This window comes from Aquimarina atlantica (assembly GCF_000626715.1).
Lineage (GTDB): Bacteria > Bacteroidota > Bacteroidia > Flavobacteriales > Flavobacteriaceae > Aquimarina > Aquimarina atlantica.
In genome coordinates this window covers 205,447-224,753 of sequence record NZ_AQRA01000007.1, presented here as the reverse complement: position 1 = coordinate 224,753, position 19,307 = coordinate 205,447, and the positions used below count along the sequence as shown (strand labels likewise).

At 32.9% G+C, this 19,307-nt stretch carries 18 protein-coding genes; 4 read left to right on the top strand and 14 right to left on the bottom strand.

Features of this window, described 5'->3' with window-relative positions:
• The first annotated feature begins 13 nt into the window (after window positions 1-13).
• Together ATO12_RS17050 and ATO12_RS25820 are read left to right on the top strand one after the other, a co-directional pair.
• The gene (locus tag ATO12_RS17050) at window positions 14-412 is read left to right on the top strand and encodes a hypothetical protein (RefSeq protein WP_034244033.1); all 399 of its coding nucleotides are present in this window, start codon (window positions 14-16) and stop codon (window positions 410-412) included.
• 93 nt (window positions 413-505) lie between these two features.
• Window positions 506-700 carry a hypothetical protein gene (locus ATO12_RS25820; RefSeq protein ID WP_131248849.1) on the top strand — a complete coding sequence of 65 codons (195 nt, stop codon included), beginning with the start codon at window positions 506-508 and terminating at the stop codon, window positions 698-700.
• A 150-nt stretch (window positions 701-850) separates the two neighbouring features.
• Here the strand turns inward: ATO12_RS25820 and ATO12_RS17045 are convergent, their stop codons facing one another.
• Window positions 851-2,410: a peptide MFS transporter gene (locus ATO12_RS17045; protein ID WP_034244029.1), complete on the bottom strand. Its 1,560-nt coding sequence runs from the start codon at window positions 2,408-2,410 to the stop codon at window positions 851-853.
• 135 nt (window positions 2,411-2,545) lie between these two features.
• The gene (locus tag ATO12_RS17040; RefSeq protein ID WP_034244026.1) at window positions 2,546-3,655 is read right to left on the bottom strand and encodes a hypothetical protein; all 1,110 of its coding nucleotides are present in this window, start codon (window positions 3,653-3,655) and stop codon (window positions 2,546-2,548) included.
• A gap of 242 nt (window positions 3,656-3,897) precedes the next feature.
• On the opposite strand from ATO12_RS17040, the gene ATO12_RS17035 reads away from it, so the two are divergent.
• Window positions 3,898-4,401 (top strand): peptide-methionine (S)-S-oxide reductase, encoded by a 504-nt coding sequence (locus ATO12_RS17035; protein WP_034244508.1) that lies wholly within the window; start codon window positions 3,898-3,900, stop codon window positions 4,399-4,401.
• Between the two features lie 183 nt (window positions 4,402-4,584).
• Here the strand turns inward: ATO12_RS17035 and ATO12_RS17030 are convergent, their stop codons facing one another.
• The 10 genes from ATO12_RS17030 to ATO12_RS16985 all read right to left on the bottom strand — a co-directional run bounded on the left by ATO12_RS17030 (window position 4,585) and on the right by ATO12_RS16985 (window position 16,195).
• On the bottom strand, window positions 4,585-4,914 hold the full coding sequence (locus ATO12_RS17030; RefSeq protein ID WP_034244024.1) for a cupin domain-containing protein: 330 nt from the start codon (window positions 4,912-4,914) through the stop codon (window positions 4,585-4,587).
• Window positions 4,915-4,949: 35 nt separating this feature from the next.
• A complete protein-coding gene (locus tag ATO12_RS17025) occupies window positions 4,950-6,014 on the bottom strand; it encodes a DUF4932 domain-containing protein (RefSeq protein WP_081802099.1) in 1,065 nt (354 codons plus the stop codon).
• Between the two features lie 65 nt (window positions 6,015-6,079).
• The gene (locus ATO12_RS17020) at window positions 6,080-7,258 is read right to left on the bottom strand and encodes an AIR synthase related protein (protein WP_034244020.1); all 1,179 of its coding nucleotides are present in this window, start codon (window positions 7,256-7,258) and stop codon (window positions 6,080-6,082) included.
• A gap of 135 nt (window positions 7,259-7,393) precedes the next feature.
• On the bottom strand, window positions 7,394-8,881 hold the full coding sequence (locus ATO12_RS17015; protein ID WP_117590068.1) for a carboxypeptidase regulatory-like domain-containing protein: 1,488 nt from the start codon (window positions 8,879-8,881) through the stop codon (window positions 7,394-7,396).
• A gap of 3 nt (window positions 8,882-8,884) precedes the next feature.
• Entirely contained in the window at window positions 8,885-10,369 is a 1,485-nt protein-coding gene (locus tag ATO12_RS17010) for a CsgG/HfaB family protein (RefSeq protein WP_034244018.1), read from the bottom strand.
• Between the two features lie 6 nt (window positions 10,370-10,375).
• Entirely contained in the window at window positions 10,376-10,780 is a 405-nt protein-coding gene (locus ATO12_RS17005; protein WP_034244016.1) for a curli production assembly/transport component CsgF, read from the bottom strand.
• 10 nt (window positions 10,781-10,790) lie between these two features.
• On the bottom strand, window positions 10,791-11,519 hold the full coding sequence (locus tag ATO12_RS25045; RefSeq protein WP_051575909.1) for a CsgE family curli-type amyloid fiber assembly protein: 729 nt from the start codon (window positions 11,517-11,519) through the stop codon (window positions 10,791-10,793).
• 18 nt (window positions 11,520-11,537) lie between these two features.
• Window positions 11,538-12,059: a hypothetical protein gene (locus ATO12_RS16995; protein WP_034244015.1), complete on the bottom strand. Its 522-nt coding sequence runs from the start codon at window positions 12,057-12,059 to the stop codon at window positions 11,538-11,540.
• A gap of 89 nt (window positions 12,060-12,148) precedes the next feature.
• Entirely contained in the window at window positions 12,149-13,672 is a 1,524-nt protein-coding gene (locus ATO12_RS25040; protein WP_051575908.1) for a hypothetical protein, read from the bottom strand.
• 336 nt (window positions 13,673-14,008) lie between these two features.
• On the bottom strand, window positions 14,009-16,195 hold the full coding sequence (locus ATO12_RS16985) for a glutamine synthetase III family protein (RefSeq protein WP_034244012.1): 2,187 nt from the start codon (window positions 16,193-16,195) through the stop codon (window positions 14,009-14,011).
• Window positions 16,196-16,413: 218 nt separating this feature from the next.
• Between ATO12_RS16985 and ATO12_RS16980 the strand changes: the two genes are divergently transcribed.
• Entirely contained in the window at window positions 16,414-17,439 is a 1,026-nt protein-coding gene (locus ATO12_RS16980) for a glutamine synthetase beta-grasp domain-containing protein (protein ID WP_034244010.1), read from the top strand.
• Between the two features lie 93 nt (window positions 17,440-17,532).
• Here the strand turns inward: ATO12_RS16980 and ATO12_RS16975 are convergent, their stop codons facing one another.
• A complete protein-coding gene (locus ATO12_RS16975; RefSeq protein ID WP_034244008.1) occupies window positions 17,533-18,255 on the bottom strand; it encodes a LytR/AlgR family response regulator transcription factor in 723 nt (240 codons plus the stop codon).
• Window positions 18,248-19,306, bottom strand: coding sequence for a sensor histidine kinase (locus ATO12_RS16970; RefSeq protein ID WP_034244005.1), 1,059 nt, complete (start codon window positions 19,304-19,306; stop codon window positions 18,248-18,250). Before ATO12_RS16970 ends, ATO12_RS16975 begins: the two co-directional genes overlap by 8 nt.
• Window position 19,307 lies beyond the last annotated feature (1 nt).

Below are 19,307 nucleotides of genomic sequence, written 5' to 3'. Positions count from 1 at the left end.
AATTTGTATTGATATGCAAGATTGTACAGGTACATATTTTAGTTCTCTTACCCCTAAATGGTTAGGAGTACTTATTCTTTTAATCTCTATTGGAGGATATTCTAATTACACACAGCCTGTTGATTTTAAAGAAACTATTGAATTACTGATTTCGTCTGAAGAGTTCTCTTCACCTAAAAATAGTATTCTTTTTAGCAATGTTATCGATCCAGAAAAAAGTAATGATTTTCTATATATCGAGCATGAGTATTTGGTTTTATTATCATTAAACCATACTAAGCTTAGTAGGGTATTCAAAAAAAATCAATCTGTTTTTGTTAGTTTGTATAACAAACATAAAATAATTAGTACTTCGCACACTTCTTGTTACAGCGATAAAGAAGATACTTTTCATTTCAGTTTTATAGGATAAAACCTTATCCCACCTATTCGTTTATAAATAATCTATTAACAACTTATTTATTTCTTATCACTAGAAATGAACGGGCATTATTAATTCCCTGAGATGAAAAAATTTAAAAAGACACTAAGGCGTGTAGCCTTGGTCATATTCATTATAATGGCTTCTTTACTTCCTGTTCCTATATCCTTTCAGAAAAAAGATGGAAAGTTTGATGATGATCATATTATTGAGCATGTAGATGTAAAAGAAGATGAAACAGAGGCAGAAACAAAAGTCACCACTACTTTTAAATCATAGTGATTTATTTTTTTAGTACCTGGCAAAAAAACAAGAAAGATTTAAATTATTTAAAATTATACGTTTTATTAGACCTCACAGGTTTAAGAAACCTGTGAGGTCTTTACAACAACTTCTGCGAATTTAAAAACAAAACTTAATCCAGCACTATTAATGTATTCCTGTCATTAATTTTTTGATAATTGGTGAAATTAGAATAGCAACTATCCCTATTCCCATAGTAATAACCCCAAAATTGGCATATACAGAGACATAAGAATACAATTGTTGAAAAGCTTCTGTATTATTACCTTCTACCAACGTATTGGATAATCCTGTGATTGCCTCGCTAATGGTTCCTGAGAGGCCTTCTGAGAAAATGCTTGCTTCTCCTTCTTTCACTGTTGTAAGCTTTGCTATTTTTCCCGCAAAAAAATGTCCGTAGAAATTTGCCGAAAACCAAACTCCCATAATGAAGGTAACATATTTTACTGGTGATAGTTCGGTTATTTTAGAAAGTCCTATAGGGGATAAGAACAATTCTCCGACGGTTAACACTAGATACCCAAAAATTAAATAAAACATTGGGGTTCTGGCATATTCATCAACTTCTTGAGCAGACATCCCAAAAATTAGAAATCCTAATCCCAGGAACAACATCCCTAAGCCAAATTTAACAGCTGAATTAGGATTTGCCTTTTTCTTACTCAAAAATGTCCATAGTAATGCAAAAGGAATTGCCAATACCACTATCCAGGTAGAGTTTATACTATTAGTTTGTGCTGCATTAATCCCTATAAGGTTTACATTTCTATCTGCAAATAATGTAAGTGAGCTTCCGGCCTGCTCAAACACTGCTGCAAACAAAGCATACAAACTAGTAAAATATACTGCAACCAATAACCGTTTTCGTTCTTTGATTGATACTTTGGTTAAAATATAGGTTATATATCCTATTAAAAATAAGGTTGCAATCCACACCAGATAGTGTTCAAATTCATTAAATCTAACGATTAACGCAAATACCGGAACGGATAACCATGCCAGAAACCATACTCTATCCCCTTTATTAAGACCATATATTTTCTTTTCATACTTCTCGATATCGGGTACTAGTCCTTTATCTCCAAAAACAGCCAGTTGTGTTCCTCGTTTAAAAACTAAAAGTCCAACCAGCATTCCTATTCCTGCTAATAGAAATCCATAATGCCACCCGTATAGTTCGGCAAGCCAGGCACACATTAAAGGAGCTATAGCTCCTCCCAGGTTAATCCCCAGATAAAAAATTGTAAATCCAGAATCTCTTCTTCTATCTCCTTCTTCATATAATGTACCCACCATTGTTGAAATATTGGGTTTAAAAAAACCGTTACCAACGATTATTAAAGCTAATGAACCGTAGAAAAAAACCGGAGTTTCAATCGTTAGAAAAAAATGCCCTGCTGCCATCAAAACACCTCCAAGTATGATTGATTTTCTATATCCAATATATCTATCTGCTATAATCCCACCAATCATAGGGGTAACATATACTAGTGACATATATGCCGCCATTACTCCAAATGATTTATCATCAGAATATAGTAGGTGTTTGGTCATATACAACACCAACAATGCTTTCATACCATAAAAGGAAAACCGTTCCCATAGTTCTGCAAAAAATAGATATAATAATCCTTTGGGGTGTCCGAATACTTCCTGCCTATTTACTTCAGTTTGATCTGAGTTCATGTTATGCGTTTAAAATTATTTAAACACAAAGCATCAATAGTTTATGGACAACTAAAAGGAAAGTTCTAAAAAATAGCAATTTATCTCAAATTGTTATTCTCTTACAAGTAGTTACAAATAATTACAATCTATATTTCATGAAGTTTTATTGAACTCTTCTAGCAGTGTTTGATCAATAATTATGTTTTCTGGTATAACCCGAAGCCTGTATTTTCCCTGCCCCATAAATGTGAATAAATCTTTTCTTTCTAGCTGTGATATCGGTTGTAATCGAAGTATTGTATTAATATTTTCTATGATTCTGCTTAAATAGGTTTGGCTCTTTATTTCACCCCCAGAATTCACTACTAAATATTGCCCATCTCCTGCTTCATATTTCCGCTTTACAGCAAACTTTAACAAGTTTTTGTATTGTGTAGTTTTGGAGCCAAAATCTATGGTTTTATCATAAATCTCTTTAGATGGAATTGTTATTTTGACTAATGCCCAATCCATAAATTTAATAGTCATCTCGCTAGGTTTAGGTGTTAATGCTAATTGAATAACCCAACTTGTTGCTAATACCAGAAAAACAGAAATAAATGTTGTTTTAGCAATAATCTTTATTAAGTGGCCATATAACTCATTACTCATTACCACAAAAACATCTGGCATTTGTGAGATTAGCATTAGTAAAAAAGCTAAAACAGAGATAATGGCTACTAGTCTTAATCCTCGATTCATGAAAGTCCTGTAAAACGAAACAATAAGTAACCAGGTGAGCAAACAAGAAAATATCAAATCCGGGACACTACTTATTCGTATTCCGTTTACTACAGGTGTATCTTTAAATGTTTGAATCAAAGCAAAAGTTACAATAGACACTACCACTGCTATACCAATAAGGATAAGCGTATTTCTTTTATTTTTTGATAAAAACTGAGGTGCAAAATCAAAATAAAACAGTGCCATGATTAAAACCAAAGTATTGAGCACAGAAAAAAGACTATATCCTATATCGTAGATAATCATATCTGTAAACAAGAAAAGGTTACCCATATAAATCCATCCTCCCGAAAACACCCATACAAACAATGCCAGACTTAGGTATAACAGACCTTTATCTATTCTTTTTTGAGAATCATCTTCTTCTAAAAACTGTCTGAAACGTTTCCTTATATTATACCATATAGCCAATAACAATATCCCTCCTATCAAAGCGATACATATATGTGCCAGGCTATAAAACTTAGTAATATCCGACATAATAAATTGTATATAATATCATTTCTTACCCGACATTAAAGTAACCTCAACAATAAGATTGATAATTATCCACGACCAATTTACATATATCTTTAAAAAGAAACACATTCAAATTTTGAAATCTTATGGGTTTTAAAATAAACAGTAATGCATTACTGTTTCGTATTTTTCTTTTGAAAGACAAACGATAGCAGTTTTTAATGTATGAGTTTGAATATTTTTACGACTTTTATAATGTGAATATGAATTTTCAGAAAATAGGGTTAGGTGGCGGATGTCATTGGTGTACCGAAGCGGTTTTTCAATCTTTAAAAGGAGTCGTAAAAGTTGAACAAGGATATATTAGAAGCCATAAAGAAAATGCTTATTTTTCTGAAGCAATACTTGTACATTTTGATTCGGAAATAATTCTACTTAAAGATCTTATCGAAATTCATCTACACACTCACAAAAGCACATCTAATCATAGTTTTAGAGAAAAATACAGAAGTGCAGTGTATTATTTTGAAGAAAATGAAAAACAAGTCATAAAAGCTATTCTTAAGAAGCTTCAAAAAGAATTTGACAATGAGATTATTACTCAGGCTTTAATTTTTAAGGAGTTTAAATCTTCCCGGGTTGAGCTTCTCAATTATTATTCACGTAATCCCAAAAAGCCTTTTTGCAGAAAATATATTCATCCAAAACTGGAGATATTGCGAAAAAAATATACAGGATTAACGACTCTTAGTATAGAAGTCATTTAAACTTTTTTCAATTTGCTAAAAAAATGTTCATTTGCGCCCATACTTCATAATTTTTGACTTCCGTAGCGCTGCTATGCAACTAAAAAATTACTTCATCTGAACACAAAAGCACTATTTTTCACTTAAATCAAAAAAGTTTAAACCACTTCATAAACTTAACAGAAGACAGTATGTAGTAGGGTTCTATTCTCTACCAAATTTTTTATAATCTTCTCTTACCGGGCTAAACGTATCTAAAACTCTACAATTGGTCAATGCAATTCCGCTATGGGGAATATTTGGAGGGATTACAGCAACAAATCCTTTTTCATAAACATTTGTCTCCTCACCTACGGTTAACTCTAGTTTTCCTTCTAAAACTTGTGTTGTTTGTTCATGAATATGAGAGTGTAATGGTAAAATTGATCCTTTTTTTATTTCCCAAAAGGCGAGGGTTGAATATTCGGTATGAATAAATCTACCTTTAAACCCTTCCATTATCTCTTTTTCTTTGATTTTTGAAATATCTATCATAGAACTCGTTTAAGCTTTTTCAACTGGTTAAAAAATCACCCTTTATTTCTTATGATTTTAATAGCCTCTTTATAATAACTTTCAAACGTTTTATTTCCATTTGGTTTATATTCTGAAAAAAGAAGGTAAATATTTTTTTCGATACTATTAGGTTGTTTTTTATAAAAATTACTACCTGCTAAGTCATTGAAAATCCTTTTTGTTAATACCGCTTGTAGCGGTCTAATAATCATGTGGTCTACTCTATCTTTAATTTGCAGTTTTGTTAGTTTATCATCAAACAAAACCCTAAAATCTTCTACATCTCCAATGTATTTGTCGAGAAAAATACTGGTCGTATATAAATGTGATATTTCATGGCAAAATACTCCTTGATAGTTTTCTATATCTAACACCTCATTTTGTGGCTTACTTTCAGAACTTAAATCACAGAAATTACCTAATGTAATCGCTCTTATATTCGGATTGTAATTATCGTAAAAATCAACCGCTTGACTTTCGCTATTATTTGTTAATTCTACAAATACTTTAAATTCTAAACCATCTCTATCATCTTGATAAAATTCTTGTATTTTTCCTAACAAATTTTCTGCTTCAACTTGTCTTTTAATTTTTGAATTAGATGTTGCGTAGTACTCTTTATTACTCTTAAAAAATGAATTAAATTTAGTTACTCTATAAAAATCTGCTGCTAACTTTCTGAAATTATTGATATCATTGGTATAAATTTTTCTTTTTATCAACTCTATATCAATATCAGAATTTAATTCCATGGTTTCAAGGTTTGTTATAACTAAACCAACACTTGAAAAATCAGTCCCTGAATTTACTTCATCAAAAATATATTTTAAAAAAGGATGTTCTTTATACTCTGCAAAGTAATCATTCAGGCGTTTTACATAACTTGTTTCGCAAGGTTTATATTCATCTGACATTTCTTTTTCTACTGCCAAATTGAATGCTGTTAATAAAAATTCAGTTCCTTCATTTACTTCAAAAGTAATTTTATTAGGATTACTTGTAATTTTTCTTTCTTTATCTTTCTGTTTACAGCTTGCAATTAAAACTATGAACAATAGCATTAAGTATTGTTTATTCATTTAAAACTGTTTATCGTTGAACTGGAATTTAAACTGTAACGAGTTTTTATAATTACTGGCAAAATTTAGTAGATATAGGTTCCGAACTCACTTTTGATGGTAAGTTTCTTCTCTTCAGAAGCCTCGACACGACCAACTATTTGAGCATCTACATTAAAACTTTTTGAAATTGATATGATTTCTTCTGCTATTTCTGGAGCAACATATAATTCCATACGATGCCCCATATTAAATACCTGGTACATTTCTTTCCAGTCGGTCCCAGAGTTTTCCTGAATCAATTTAAATAATGGAGGTACATCAAATAGGTTATCTTTTATGATATGCAGATTATCTATAAAATGTAGAATCTTGGTTTGAGCACCACCACTGCAATGTACCATTCCGTGAATGGTTTCTTTATCAAAGTTAGCTAAGATTTTTTTGATAATAGGAGCGTATGTTCTGGTAGGTGACAATACTAATTTACCGGCATCGATAGGTGCATCTTTCACAGCATCGGTTAAACTTGTTTTACCAGAGTACACTAAATCTGAAGGTACAGAAGGGTCAAAACTTTCTGGGTATTTTTCTGCAAGTGTTTTACTAAATACATCATGGCGGGCAGAGGTTAAACCATTGCTTCCCATACCACCATTATATTCTTTTTCATAGCTTGCTTGCCCAAAAGAAGACAATCCTACAATGACATCACCTGCTTGTATATTTGCATTATCAATTACATCTTTTCGTTTCATACGAGCAGTTACTGTAGAGTCTACAATAATGGTTCGTACCAGATCTCCTACATCTGCAGTTTCCCCGCCAGTAGAATGAATTTCGACTCCAAAATCTTTAAGTTCTTTAAGTAACTCTTCGGTTCCATTAATGATTGCAGATATCACTTCACCCGGGATCAGGTTTTTATTTCTACCGATAGTAGAAGACAACATAATATTATCGGTTGCTCCGACACATAACAAATCATCAATATTCATGATAAGTGCATCCTGGGCAATTCCTTTCCATACAGATACATCTCCGGTTTCTTTCCAATACATATACGCCAGAGAAGATTTGGTTCCTGCCCCATCGGCATGCATGATCAAACAATACTCCTGATCACCGGTTAAATGATCTGGTACAATTTTGCAAAATGCCTTTGGAAAAAGTCCTTTATCAATGTTTTTAATCGCACTATGTACATCTTCTTTAGACGCAGAAACACCACGTTGCGCATAACGTTTACTTACTTCTTGACTCATTATATCGAAAATTAAAGCGCAAAGATAATTTAATTAATTACGAATTGCGAATTACGATGTACGAATTATAAAGTCTAAATTACTAAACTTAATCTCATACAAACATCATAATTCGCAAGCCAAAAATCAAAAAAACTATTCCCAATCAGGCATTGCTGCTTTTGATAATAGTGTAGTTCTTCCATCTAAATCAGCAATCGGTACGGTCAAAATATTTTTTTCAGAAATACCATCATTAGAAGTGTTTACAAAAATGATACTAGCTTCATTTGGTGAAAATCTGGCATCCAAATCATTGGTTCCTGCTGTTTTATCTGTAGATAAATCTGTACTTACCATTGTACTAAAATTATAGATAAACACCCTAGAATCTAACTGACGATAGTTTGGATTTTCTGCTCCAGACATATCTCGACTGTATAATAATCTGGTGCCATCTACCGATAGATTGATACTACCAGCTGCCCCATTCTGCCCAGTAAGAACTGTATTTTGAACTACTCCTGCTCCGTCGATGGTAAAAATTTGCACTCCGTAACCATCTAAATTATTCGTTTTTATGACGACAATACCTGTACTTTCATTTTTATCTACTTCGGTAATCAAATCACCAGTGGTCTGATATATTAAATTCAAACCGCTTCCATCTATATTAATAGAATAGAGTTTATTCTGATTAGGAAATAACAATTTTGCACCGTTGGCATCCCATGAAAAATCTACCTCTTCGAGATTAAATCCAGAAACTCCAACTGTAGAGGTAATTTGCTTTATTTGTGAACCATCCTGATTCATTGTAAATAAATGAGTTTGTGAACCAACCGATTGTAAAAAAGCAATTTTTTTGGTAGTAGCATTTCTTCTTGGTCTAAAACTATTTTTTGATACCGAAGTAAGCGCTATTTCTGTTCCCCCACTCTCATCTGCAGAATAGATAACACTATTGCCACCAACTAATTTGGTATACACAATTCTATTGTTTGGTGGTCCTGCAGTAGTAAAAGCAAAAGTTGTACTATTAACAGGATCATTGATATTATCACTAGAACTTACCTGCCAAAAATACTTTGTTGCAAAAGAAAGACCAGACACGGTATATGTGGTGTCAGTAATGTTTTCAAAAACTTCTACATTAGAATTTTCTTCATTTCTTAAACTTACCTTGTAAGTAAGTTTATCTTTATCAGGGTCCTTGGCACTCCACACTAGCTTAACTTCTAATGGCTGATCGACAGCATTGTCTACTGGTGTTACCAAAGTTGCAGCTTCTGGCGGGCGGTTGGTCGCTGTTGCTATATCCATTTCGAGAACTACTTCGAGTTCTTTATCTGCTAATACTGTAATTGCTTCAAAAACTGCTAATAGTCCCTCTCGTTGACCTGAAAGAGAATAATCTCCCGAGGGCACACTTTTTAAATGATAGACTCCATCTTTATCTGTAAAAACAGTACTTGAAGCAGGGTTTGTTGATATTTTTACATTTTCTAAAGGTTCGTTAGTTCCTTTTTTAACTACTTTTCCTTTAACAGATCCTAAACCTTCAGAATCAATAGTATCCTCACTACAAGAAGCCGTAGCCAAAATTGCAAAAACACTTATTATTTGTATGATAATTTTTCTCACAACCTATTCGTTTTTATCCTCTCGGATTATACCTTCTTTTCTAATTTTTCTATTTCTTTTTCGTAGCTCACGTAATTCTATATTTTGCTCTTGTTTCTGTAATCTTGATTTTTTACTTGCTTTTGCAGGTTTTCCAAAATACCAATTAAGTCCAAAAGAAAAATTAAAATATTGATCATCTCGTTTTCCCTGAACTACACCATCCAATTCATCGCTAAGAACCAGGTTATGCGTAGCTCCAACAGAGATGCCTATTTTATCAGAAATTAAATATTCTACACCACCTCCATATTGAAACTTAAACAATGTAGTATCAAAATCATCATCATTCACAATTCCTACTCCTCCAAATAAAAAGGGTGATAACCTATCGAAAGGTAAAAGGCTTAACTCTGTATTAAGGTCGAAAGCGTTAAATCCTTTAGAGAATGCATTTTGATTAGTGAGTTCAAATTTATTAATACTTCCATTAACATTAAGGTATGGGTTAAAATACCACCTGGCACCAATCTTTGCAGAATAGGTAAGCTCTGGGTTATTATAATCCCCACTTACCAAAGCGGTTCCTCCTTTTAGAAATGCAGAAATCTTAGTTCTTCTTTCTTTAAAATACCGATCATACAATGCCGTATTTTGAGCTTCATGTTTTTCTGCTTTGTACGTTTCTATTAATGTATTTACAACTTCGGGTTCCGCCTTAGCAGCCCATAACTTATCTTCGATTCCTTCTACAATTAGAGATTCTACAGCTTTCTCTATTGCTTCAGATACTGCCATTTGAGCAGGTTCATTTTTGGTAAATCCAGTTTCGGCTTCGAGCAATCTCTTAAATTTTATATACCTAAAGAAATTTGCATCTAGTGCTTGCGACAAAATAGTTTTAGACACATATACTGTTTTTAAGATTTTACCACTAGAAGTAGAAACGGCTCTTAAATATATAGTAATTCTATCTTGTCTGTATTGAGTAGAGGCTCCTACACCAAAATATCTTGCTCCCAATCCACCTGTAATGATATTAGAATCGTAAGATACGATCCCTCCTTCGAGAATAATCCCAGCATATAGTAAGGGTGGTAATTGCGGCTCATTAGTATTTTTGGTTTTTCTATATTCTTTTCTTGTAGAACGTATAATATTACGTTCATTAAGCAAATTACTTAGATTCTCTCTTTCGATAGGCACAAACCATTTAGAATCTTCGAGTGCTTTGATCAAAATTGTTGTTGCTCCTTGAGTAACGGCTGTACTAAAAGTGCTTCCATTTTCTGTGGGTTTATATTGCCCTGTTTGATCTCTAAATTTATACACCCCAACAACAACAGGCTCGACCGGTGGCGGGAAATCCCTTAATGTTTTTGTAACTTCTGTATCTTCTCCTATTCTGGCATTTTCGATGGTTATGGGTTGATTAAAATACGTCCCACATCCGTGTAATAAAAATACGCAAGAAATTACCGCGATTACTTTATAAAACTTATGATACATTAAAAATTAATTAGGAATTATTACTTGGGATTGGTCTCCGGTGCTTGTATCTAAAATATTGATTACCAACCCTTCTCCAGAAGGAAAGATTTCTATGAATAACGATCCAAAATTATATGTTCCTTCGGTAAGACCTCCTTCTCCAAATTGTTCGGTAAATAGTGTTCTTGATATCTGACTTAATAACTGGTTATTAAGGTTCTCTGTAAATCTTTCTACATCAGATCTTTGATCTCTCGAATCGGTAGGATCTGTAAATTTATTCTGAGCTTCGGCAGAGCTAAGGAGCCATTGATAATTAAATGTATCTCCTCCAAAAGCAGGATTTACAGGTTTATACACCAAATCTTGCCCAAAAGAAAAGCTACATATTGAGAAAACAAGAAAAAGCGTTATTGAAATTGATTTCATCTTGACTGTTTTAATACTGAAAAATATCGTTCTTCTGTTTTTTTAGATCCTTAAAATATTTGTACACTTTTCGAATTGCAATTTTCGACATTTGTTCTAAATATTCCAAATCTGGTTTTCCTATAAATTCATGAATAACATTATCCTCTATTTTTACCTGAATAATAGTGCTACGACCAAAGCTTAGTTTTTCATACACCCCAACTACTTTATTACCGTTTATTTGGTTTAACGTATAGGAGGCATAGAAAAATTCATAGAAATCTCTTCCTGGTTTGGTCTTAGTCTCTTCTATTACTATTCCTTTTAATTCAATCCCATCATCAGAGGAGATATCATCTTCTGTTGAATTAGGTTTCTGATTAGCTTCTTCATTAAAAGCAAGCCTATCTTTACCTATAATCTTATCTTCTTCATAGATCAATAATAGCAATACTATTTTATCACTCACATCTACACTAATTGCCCCTCTTGAGAGTTCTTTACTTTCGTTTGCTTCTAGCGTAAACCTTCCTTCCTGATTATTTTTAGATACATTATTATTTGCATCTGTTCGAAAAACGGTAATAGTATATTGCAAACTTTTATATACTTCTGTAGTATTAGTAGCAGTAGCAACCACAGAAATCATATCGTCTATAGTTACTGTTTTAATTTTTGCAACTACATCAGTATTGGTGAACTGTGCAATTGAAGCCTGAAAACACAAAATTGCAAGTATGACAAGTTTACACTTCATACTCTTATATGTCTGTTATTAAAAACTTCTAACAATTATAGTTCTGGCATCGCCAGACATCTTAAATTTCAAATTCTTTGACAGTTCATTACTACCAAATCGTTCAAAAATCAGGTTATTACCTTCTTGTATAAGTTCTAAATTAGTTGATATATCTGGATTAAAAGAAAAATCAGTTACAGAATTATTATTTCCTGTTTGTATAATTGATTTCTCTATTTCTCTGGCGGATTCATTTATCTCTACTAGATTTTGGTCTCCTTTCTGAAGTATTTTAATATCTGAAGATTCTGCAATAATATTAGAAAGCACAGCATTACTCGTTCCTATTTGCTGAATAAAAACTGTATTTACTCCATTAGAAAGAGGTGACGATTCTGCTCCTACAGATAACACACTATTAACCTGAGACAGGGTAATAAACTTATCTTGATCGGTAACAGAAAGCTCGCTTTCGCCTTTTAAATTTTGAGCATACCCACTAGAAAAAGTAAAGAAAATAAAAAACACCAATGTCTGTATAAGAATGGTTTTGTTCATCTTTTTCAGAATTTAAAAAAATCAAGATAAGAGTTACGCTCAAATTGAGCATAACTCTTATAAAGATATTAAAGTTTATTCGAATCTAATTAATTCGAACCATTTTGAGTTACAGTAGCACTATTGTTTACTCCTGTTTGAAGAATCACACTAGTGTTCATATCTCCAATCTGAGTTACAAAAGTATTGTTACCTGTTCCTACTTGGGTATCTGTAGCGACATTCATATTTCCAAATTGGAGAATATCACTTGTATTGCTTGCTCCATTTTGAGTTGAAGTAACTCTATTTTCATCACCAAACTGAATTTGGCTAACAAGGTTATTTTCTCCAGCTAAATTTAAATCTGAACTTCCTTCTTGAGAAGCTTCAGCAACGTTACCGTTACCTAGTTGAAGTTGTCTTGTTGTGTTTTCTCCTCCAAAGTTGATAAGATTCTGAGTAGCAGAAGCGTTGTTTCTATCTCCTAACTGAGTTTGTACTACAACATTATTATCTTCTTCGTGTCTTGCAAAAGCTTCGTTACCATTACCCGACTGAAACTGATCTACAAGACCACCTCTAGAAGTAAAGAACGCCCCACCTTGTACAGCAGTTGCATTGTTACCAACTCCTGTTTGACTTTGGATAGCTGTATTATTTGTTCCTGATTGTGTTGTAGCAGCAACATTTTCATCACCAGATTGTGATTGATCAGAAATATTAGTACTTCCGTTTTGAGATGCTGTAGCTGCATTGCTATTACCTTCTTGCACTTGAGTAGCCAAGTTATCTCCTCCAAAAGATCCTAAGTTTTGCTCTGCACTTGCATCATTAGAGTCTCCTGTCTGGCTTTGAAGAATTGTATTGTTATCTTCTTCATGATTTGCAAATGCATTATTCTCATCACCTGCTTGTACTTGCTCTACTCTTCCTCCTCTAGAATCAAAAAGAGTACTACCTTGTACAGAATTTGCAGTATTACCTCCACCTTCTTGGTCTTGGCTCACAGAATTATTATTTCCCCACTGTCCTGCAGTAGCCATATTAGCATCTCCTATTTGTGATTGTGAAGAAAGATTGTTTTGCCCTACTTGTGTGATAGATGCTGTATTAAAGTTTCCTTCTTGATTAAGTTCACTAAAGTTATCTATCCCTTCTTGACTCGAAGATCCAGAGTTACCATCTCCAAATTGAACCTGGATAGCAGTATTGGTTAATCCTTCCTGAGATATGGTTGCTTCGTTCCTATCCCCTTCCTGAAGTTGATTAGCTACATTACCACCTCCTTCGAATGCTAAGTTTTGAGTAGCTCTGGCAGAGTTACCGTTACCTACCTGTACTTGATACACTTGATTATCCGCTTCTTCATGATGAGCAAAAGCCGAATTCTTATCTCCAGTTTGAGTTTGTTCTACAATTCCATTAGTCGAATTAAATGCATCAGTACCTTGAATTGCTTCTGCATTGTTAGCCTTTCCTTCCTGAGTTGTTAAAGAAGAATTAGTTGCCCCTACCTGAGAAATATTAGCAATATTATCGTCTCCGGTTTGAGTAACGTTACTGTTATTTGATTGTGCGATCATTGCCGTAGCACTTAGTAAAGCCGCTAGGCTGAAAATTAATTTTTTCATACGTAATATATATTAAAAGTGATTAAATTGAGTTACTTTCCTTAAAATTTTACAGCACAAGAACAATAAAGATCAGAAAAATCTAACCTCTATTATTATTCAATAAAACAAATATATTTTGGGACCTGGGGGGTATAATCAAAAGTATGACGACCATTTTGACATTATCAAATTTAGGAAAATATTAAAGCTATTATTATCAATTCCCCAACTATTCGACGAAATACATGCAAAAAAACCATAGAAATTTAAATTTCTATGGTTTTTAAAGGGTTTATCAAATATGATTTTTTTGCTAAAATTTCATCGAAAAACAAATCGTAGGTTAATTCTTACTTATCTTGTAAAAAGCAATTCTCTATACTTTGTTAACGGCCACAATTCATCATCTACAAGTAACTCTAATTTATCACAACTATATCTAATTTCATCAAACAGAGGTTTTACTTTATCACAATAACTCGAAGCTTTTTTCTCTAGGTCTTCAAGTTTATTTGCTTTTTTACGTGCTTCAGTCATTTCACTAACCTTTGCATTGATTTTACCAATATGCCCAGAAATCTCTTCTATAATTTCCATCTGTTCCTTTGCATATTTTTTAAAATCTTTACCATATAGTTCTTTTAATCCTGATACATTATTGATTAACATATTTTGGTATCGTATTGCAGTCGGAATCACATGGTTTCGAGCAATATCTCCAAGTACTCTACCTTCTATTTGAATTCTTAATACATACTCTTCTACTTCAATTTCATAACGAGCTTCGGCTTCAACCTTATTCATTACTCCCATTTGCTCAAAAAGTTCCAGGTTTTTCTTAGAAACTTTAGCTTTTAGTGCTTCGGGAGTAGTTTTATTATTACTTAACCCTCTCTTCTTAGCTTCTTTTTCCCATTCCTCACCATATCCATTTCCTTCAAAAAGAATATTTTTGGATTGCTTTATATACTCTCTTAGTACATTAAATATTGCCTCATCTTTTTTGAGTCCTTTTTTATCAATCAATGCATCAACTTCTTTCTTAAAATCTACTAGCTGTTTTGCTACGATAGTGTTAAGAATTGTCATTGGATTAGCACAATTTGCTTTAGACCCTACGGCTCTAAATTCAAACTTATTTCCTGTAAAAGCAAAAGGAGAAGTTCTATTACGATCTGTATTATCTAATAAAATCTCTGGTATTTTCCCTACTACATTTAATTTAAGATCTGTTTTTTCTTGCGGAGACAGTTTTCCATTAGTAACGCCTTCTAATTCTTTAAGCACAGCTGTTAATTGTTCTCCTATAAATACAGACATAATAGCCGGTGGTGCTTCATTAGCCCCAAGGCGGTGATCATTACTGGCCGAAGCAATACCCGCTCTCATTAATTCTTCATTTTCATTAATAGCTTTAATAGTATTGATGAAAAAAGTTAAAAACTGAAGATTACTCATAGGAGTTTTCCCCGGGCCTAATAAATTTACACCAGTATTTGTTGCCAAAGACCAGTTATTGTGTTTTCCAGATCCATTTACACCAGCAAAAGGTTTCTCGTGTAAAAGTACCGTTAGGTGATGTCTTGCCGCTACTTTATCCATAACGTCCATAAGTAAGGAATTGTGATCTACAGCAAGATTAGTTTCTTCAAATATAGGAGCTAACTCAAATTGATTGGGAGCTACCTCGTTATGACGTGTTTTTACCGGAATCCCCAACAGCATACATTCTGTTTCCAAATCTCTCATATAATCCAAAGCTCTTGTAGGAATACTTCCGAAATAATGATCATCTAGTTGTTGTCCTTTTGCCGCAGAATGACCAAGAAGTGTTCTACCCGTCATTACTATATCGGGTCTGGAATATGCCAATGCACTATCAATTAAAAAATACTCTTGTTCCCAACCCAAAGACGCATTTACTTTCTTAACATTCTTATCAAAATATTTGGCAACTGCTGTTGCAGCATTATCGACAGCCTGCAAAGCTCTTAATAGCGGTGTTTTATAATCAAGAGCCTCCCCCGTATAAGCGACAAAAACGGTAGGAATACATAATGTAGTACCATAAATAAAAGCAGGAGAAGTAGGGTCCCATGCTGTATACCCCCTAGCTTCAAAGGTATTACGAATCCCTCCATTAGGAAAAGAAGATGCATCTGGCTCTTGTTGTACCAGTTGTCCTCCTCCAAATTTTTCGATTGCCTGTCCATTACCAATGGTCTCAAAAAAGGCATCATGTTTTTCTGCTGTTGCTCCTGTTAATGGCTGAAACCAATGCGTATAATGAGTTACACCTTTAGAAAGTGCCCATTCTTTCATCGCCGATGAAATTTGATCAGCAATCTTGCGATCAATTTTAGAACCATGTTCTATGGCATCCATTACACTACTATAAGCATCTTTGGTAAGATACTGAAGCATTGTTGTTTGATTAAATACATTGTTACCAAATAATACAGATCGACGTTCTGTTTCTGTAACTATTACAGGTTTACGATGTAAGGTCTCTTTAAGAGCTTGAAATCTGAGTGTTGACATAATTAAGTGAGTTTTATACAAAGATAAAAGAAGTTTCTATTGATAATATAAAAAATATTTTATTTCAAAATTAATAATTTTTTAAAATACCCCCTAAAAAAACAGGGTATTAATAAAATTTATTGAAAATATAATTATAGACCCCCTATTTTTTTGGTAATACCAAAATAAAAACTAATTTTGAACCTTATAATAATTCAATTTATAAAGTATTAATTATGAGTAAAGCTAAATTAGAATACATTTGGCTAGATGGTTACAAACCAACTGCTAACTTAAGAAGTAAAACAAAAATTGAAGAAAATTTTAGTGGAAAGCTTGAAGATTGCCCAATGTGGTCTTTTGATGGTAGTTCTACAAAACAAGCAGAAGGTGGTTCTTCTGACTGTTTATTAAAACCTGTTGCTATATATCCTGATCCTGCAAGAAAAAATGGATACCTGGTAATGACAGAAGTTTTAAATTCTGATGGAACTCCTCACGAATCTAATGCACGAGCAACAATCGATGATGATGATAATGATTTTTGGTTTGGTTTTGAGCAAGAATACTTTATTATGGATTCTAAAACACAATTACCATTAGGGTTTCCTGTTGGTGGTTACCCTGGCCCACAAGGGATGTATTATTGTTCTGTAGGAGGTAAAAATACACATGGTAGAGATTTTGTTGAAGAACATGCTGATCTATGTATTGCCGCAGGACTTAATTTTGAAGGAATTAACCAGGAAGTTGCGAGTGGACAGTGGGAATTTCAATTATTCGCCAAAGGAGCTAAAAAAGCTGGAGATGAAATATGGGTAGCTCGTTATTTATTAGATCGCCTTACCGAACATTATGGATATTATATTGAATATCACCCAAAACCTATTAAAGGAGACTGGAATGGTTCTGGTATGCATGCTAACTTTTCTAACGAAGTATTAAGAACTTGTGGTTCTAAAGAAGTTTATGAAACTATTTGCGAAGCATTTAGACCTGTTACCAAAGAACACATTGCTGTATATGGTGAGTTTAATGATCAACGATTAACTGGTGAGCACGAAACGCAGTCTATACACGAATTCTCTTATGGAGTATCAGATAGAGGAGCATCTATAAGGATTCCTATTATTACTGTAGAAAAAGGATGGAAAGGCTGGTTAGAAGATCGTAGACCTGCTTCTAACGGTGATCCATATAAAATTGCTGCTAGAATTGTAACTACTGTTAAAACTGCAGATGTTGCATCAGTAATGGCATAATAATTTATTGTATGTAACTTAACTAACCAAGTTGGTTAAACACCAAAAACACCTTTAGAATGTCTCTAAAGGTGTTTTTTAGTATTATATATACTATAATCCTAACTGTTCTCTAAATTTTATGGATTGCCTTCTCGATATCTCTATCTCTACACCAGAACCCATAGCGACTTTTAATTTACCATTAAACCACGGAACAACCTTTTCTATATAGTTGAGATTAATGATTTGCTGTCTATTGGCTCTAAAAAAGATCTTTGCAGGAAGTTTTTGCTCTATTTGATTTAGAGATTTATAAATTAATGGAGCCTCTTGATCAAAGTATACCCTTGTATAGTTTCCGACTACTTCAAAAAGTTGTATATCTGATATCGTTACTAACCAGCATTTTTCTCCTTCTTTAATAAAAATCTGACTGGTTTCTGACAACTTTTCTTTTGACTCAGAGGCTTTCTTCTCTTCAATGGTTTTCTGTATTTTTTCTATTGTCTTAGAAAATCTATCTTCATTAATTGGTTTCAATAAATAATCAAACGCATTATATTCAAACGACTTAATAGCATACTCATCATAAGCAGTTGTAAAAACAACCAAAGGCACTTGGTCTAACATTTCTAATAAATCAAAACCATTTTTTTCTGGCATATTAATATCCAGAAATAAAATATCCGGATTTGTACTTGTTATAAGCTCATATCCCTGATCTACATTTTCGGCTTCGCCAATAATCTTTACCGAAGGGTATTTTTTAAGTAACTCCTTTAACTCATTACGTGCCAAACGCGAATCTTCAACAATAACTGCAGTATTATTCATCTAATGGTATTTTTATTCTGGCAACTACTTCTTGATTCTCTTCTTTCAACTCAAAGGAGGATGTTGTACCATACAATAATCGTAATCTTTCTGAAATATTCTGAAGTCCAATTTTTGTAGTAGATCTACTTTCTTTTAACACTCCTGTATTATACACTTCAATTTGTAAGTCGTTATTTTCTTTTTTTATTTTTAAAGATACAACTCCACCCCCAATTTGATCAGAGATTCCATGTTTTATAGCATTTTCTATCAACATTTGAATTAACATAGGAGGGATTTCTATATCCAATATACCCTCTCCAATTTCTTCGTGATACCGCAACCGCTTTTCTAATTGAATCTTTGACAATTCGATATAATTATTAACGATCTCAATTTCTTCTTCAAGAGTTATCTTATCTACTTTATTACTATTTAACGAATACCTTAATAACTCAGATAACTTGGTAATCATTTCTCGGGACTTATATACATCTTCTAACATTAACGCCCTAATATTATTAAGACTGTTAAACATAAAATGAGGATTAATTTGACCTTTAAGTGTGTTAAGTTGAGACTCCCTTAATATACTCTTTAATTGCAGTCCTTCTACTTTTCCTTTTTGAGCTCTTAGAATCGAATTGATTGAGAAATAAAGAATAAGCCAAAAAAATAAGATCACAGAAATATTGACAAAGTTGAGCATATAATCATTAAAAGATCTATCTAACTCTTTGTTTTCGATATTTACATATAACAAATACACCAAAACCTCTACAAATATTGTCATTGCCAAACACATTAACAGGTAGGTCAAAAGTATCCTAATGATTATCTTAACATTTATAGTTTCTATGAAAATTTTATTTCTAATTAATAACCACAAAAACGAAGAGAATACTATTCCTGCACTGGTAAATAAGGCCGCTTCTGAAATAATATAGGTATGAGATAATGATTTTTCGTAGTTAAATTTTGTATACACAATGAGACAACCAGGCATCCCCCAACCTAAAAGTTGTAAAATCCAAAACCAGTTCTTTTTTGAAATTTTTAATGCATTCAAA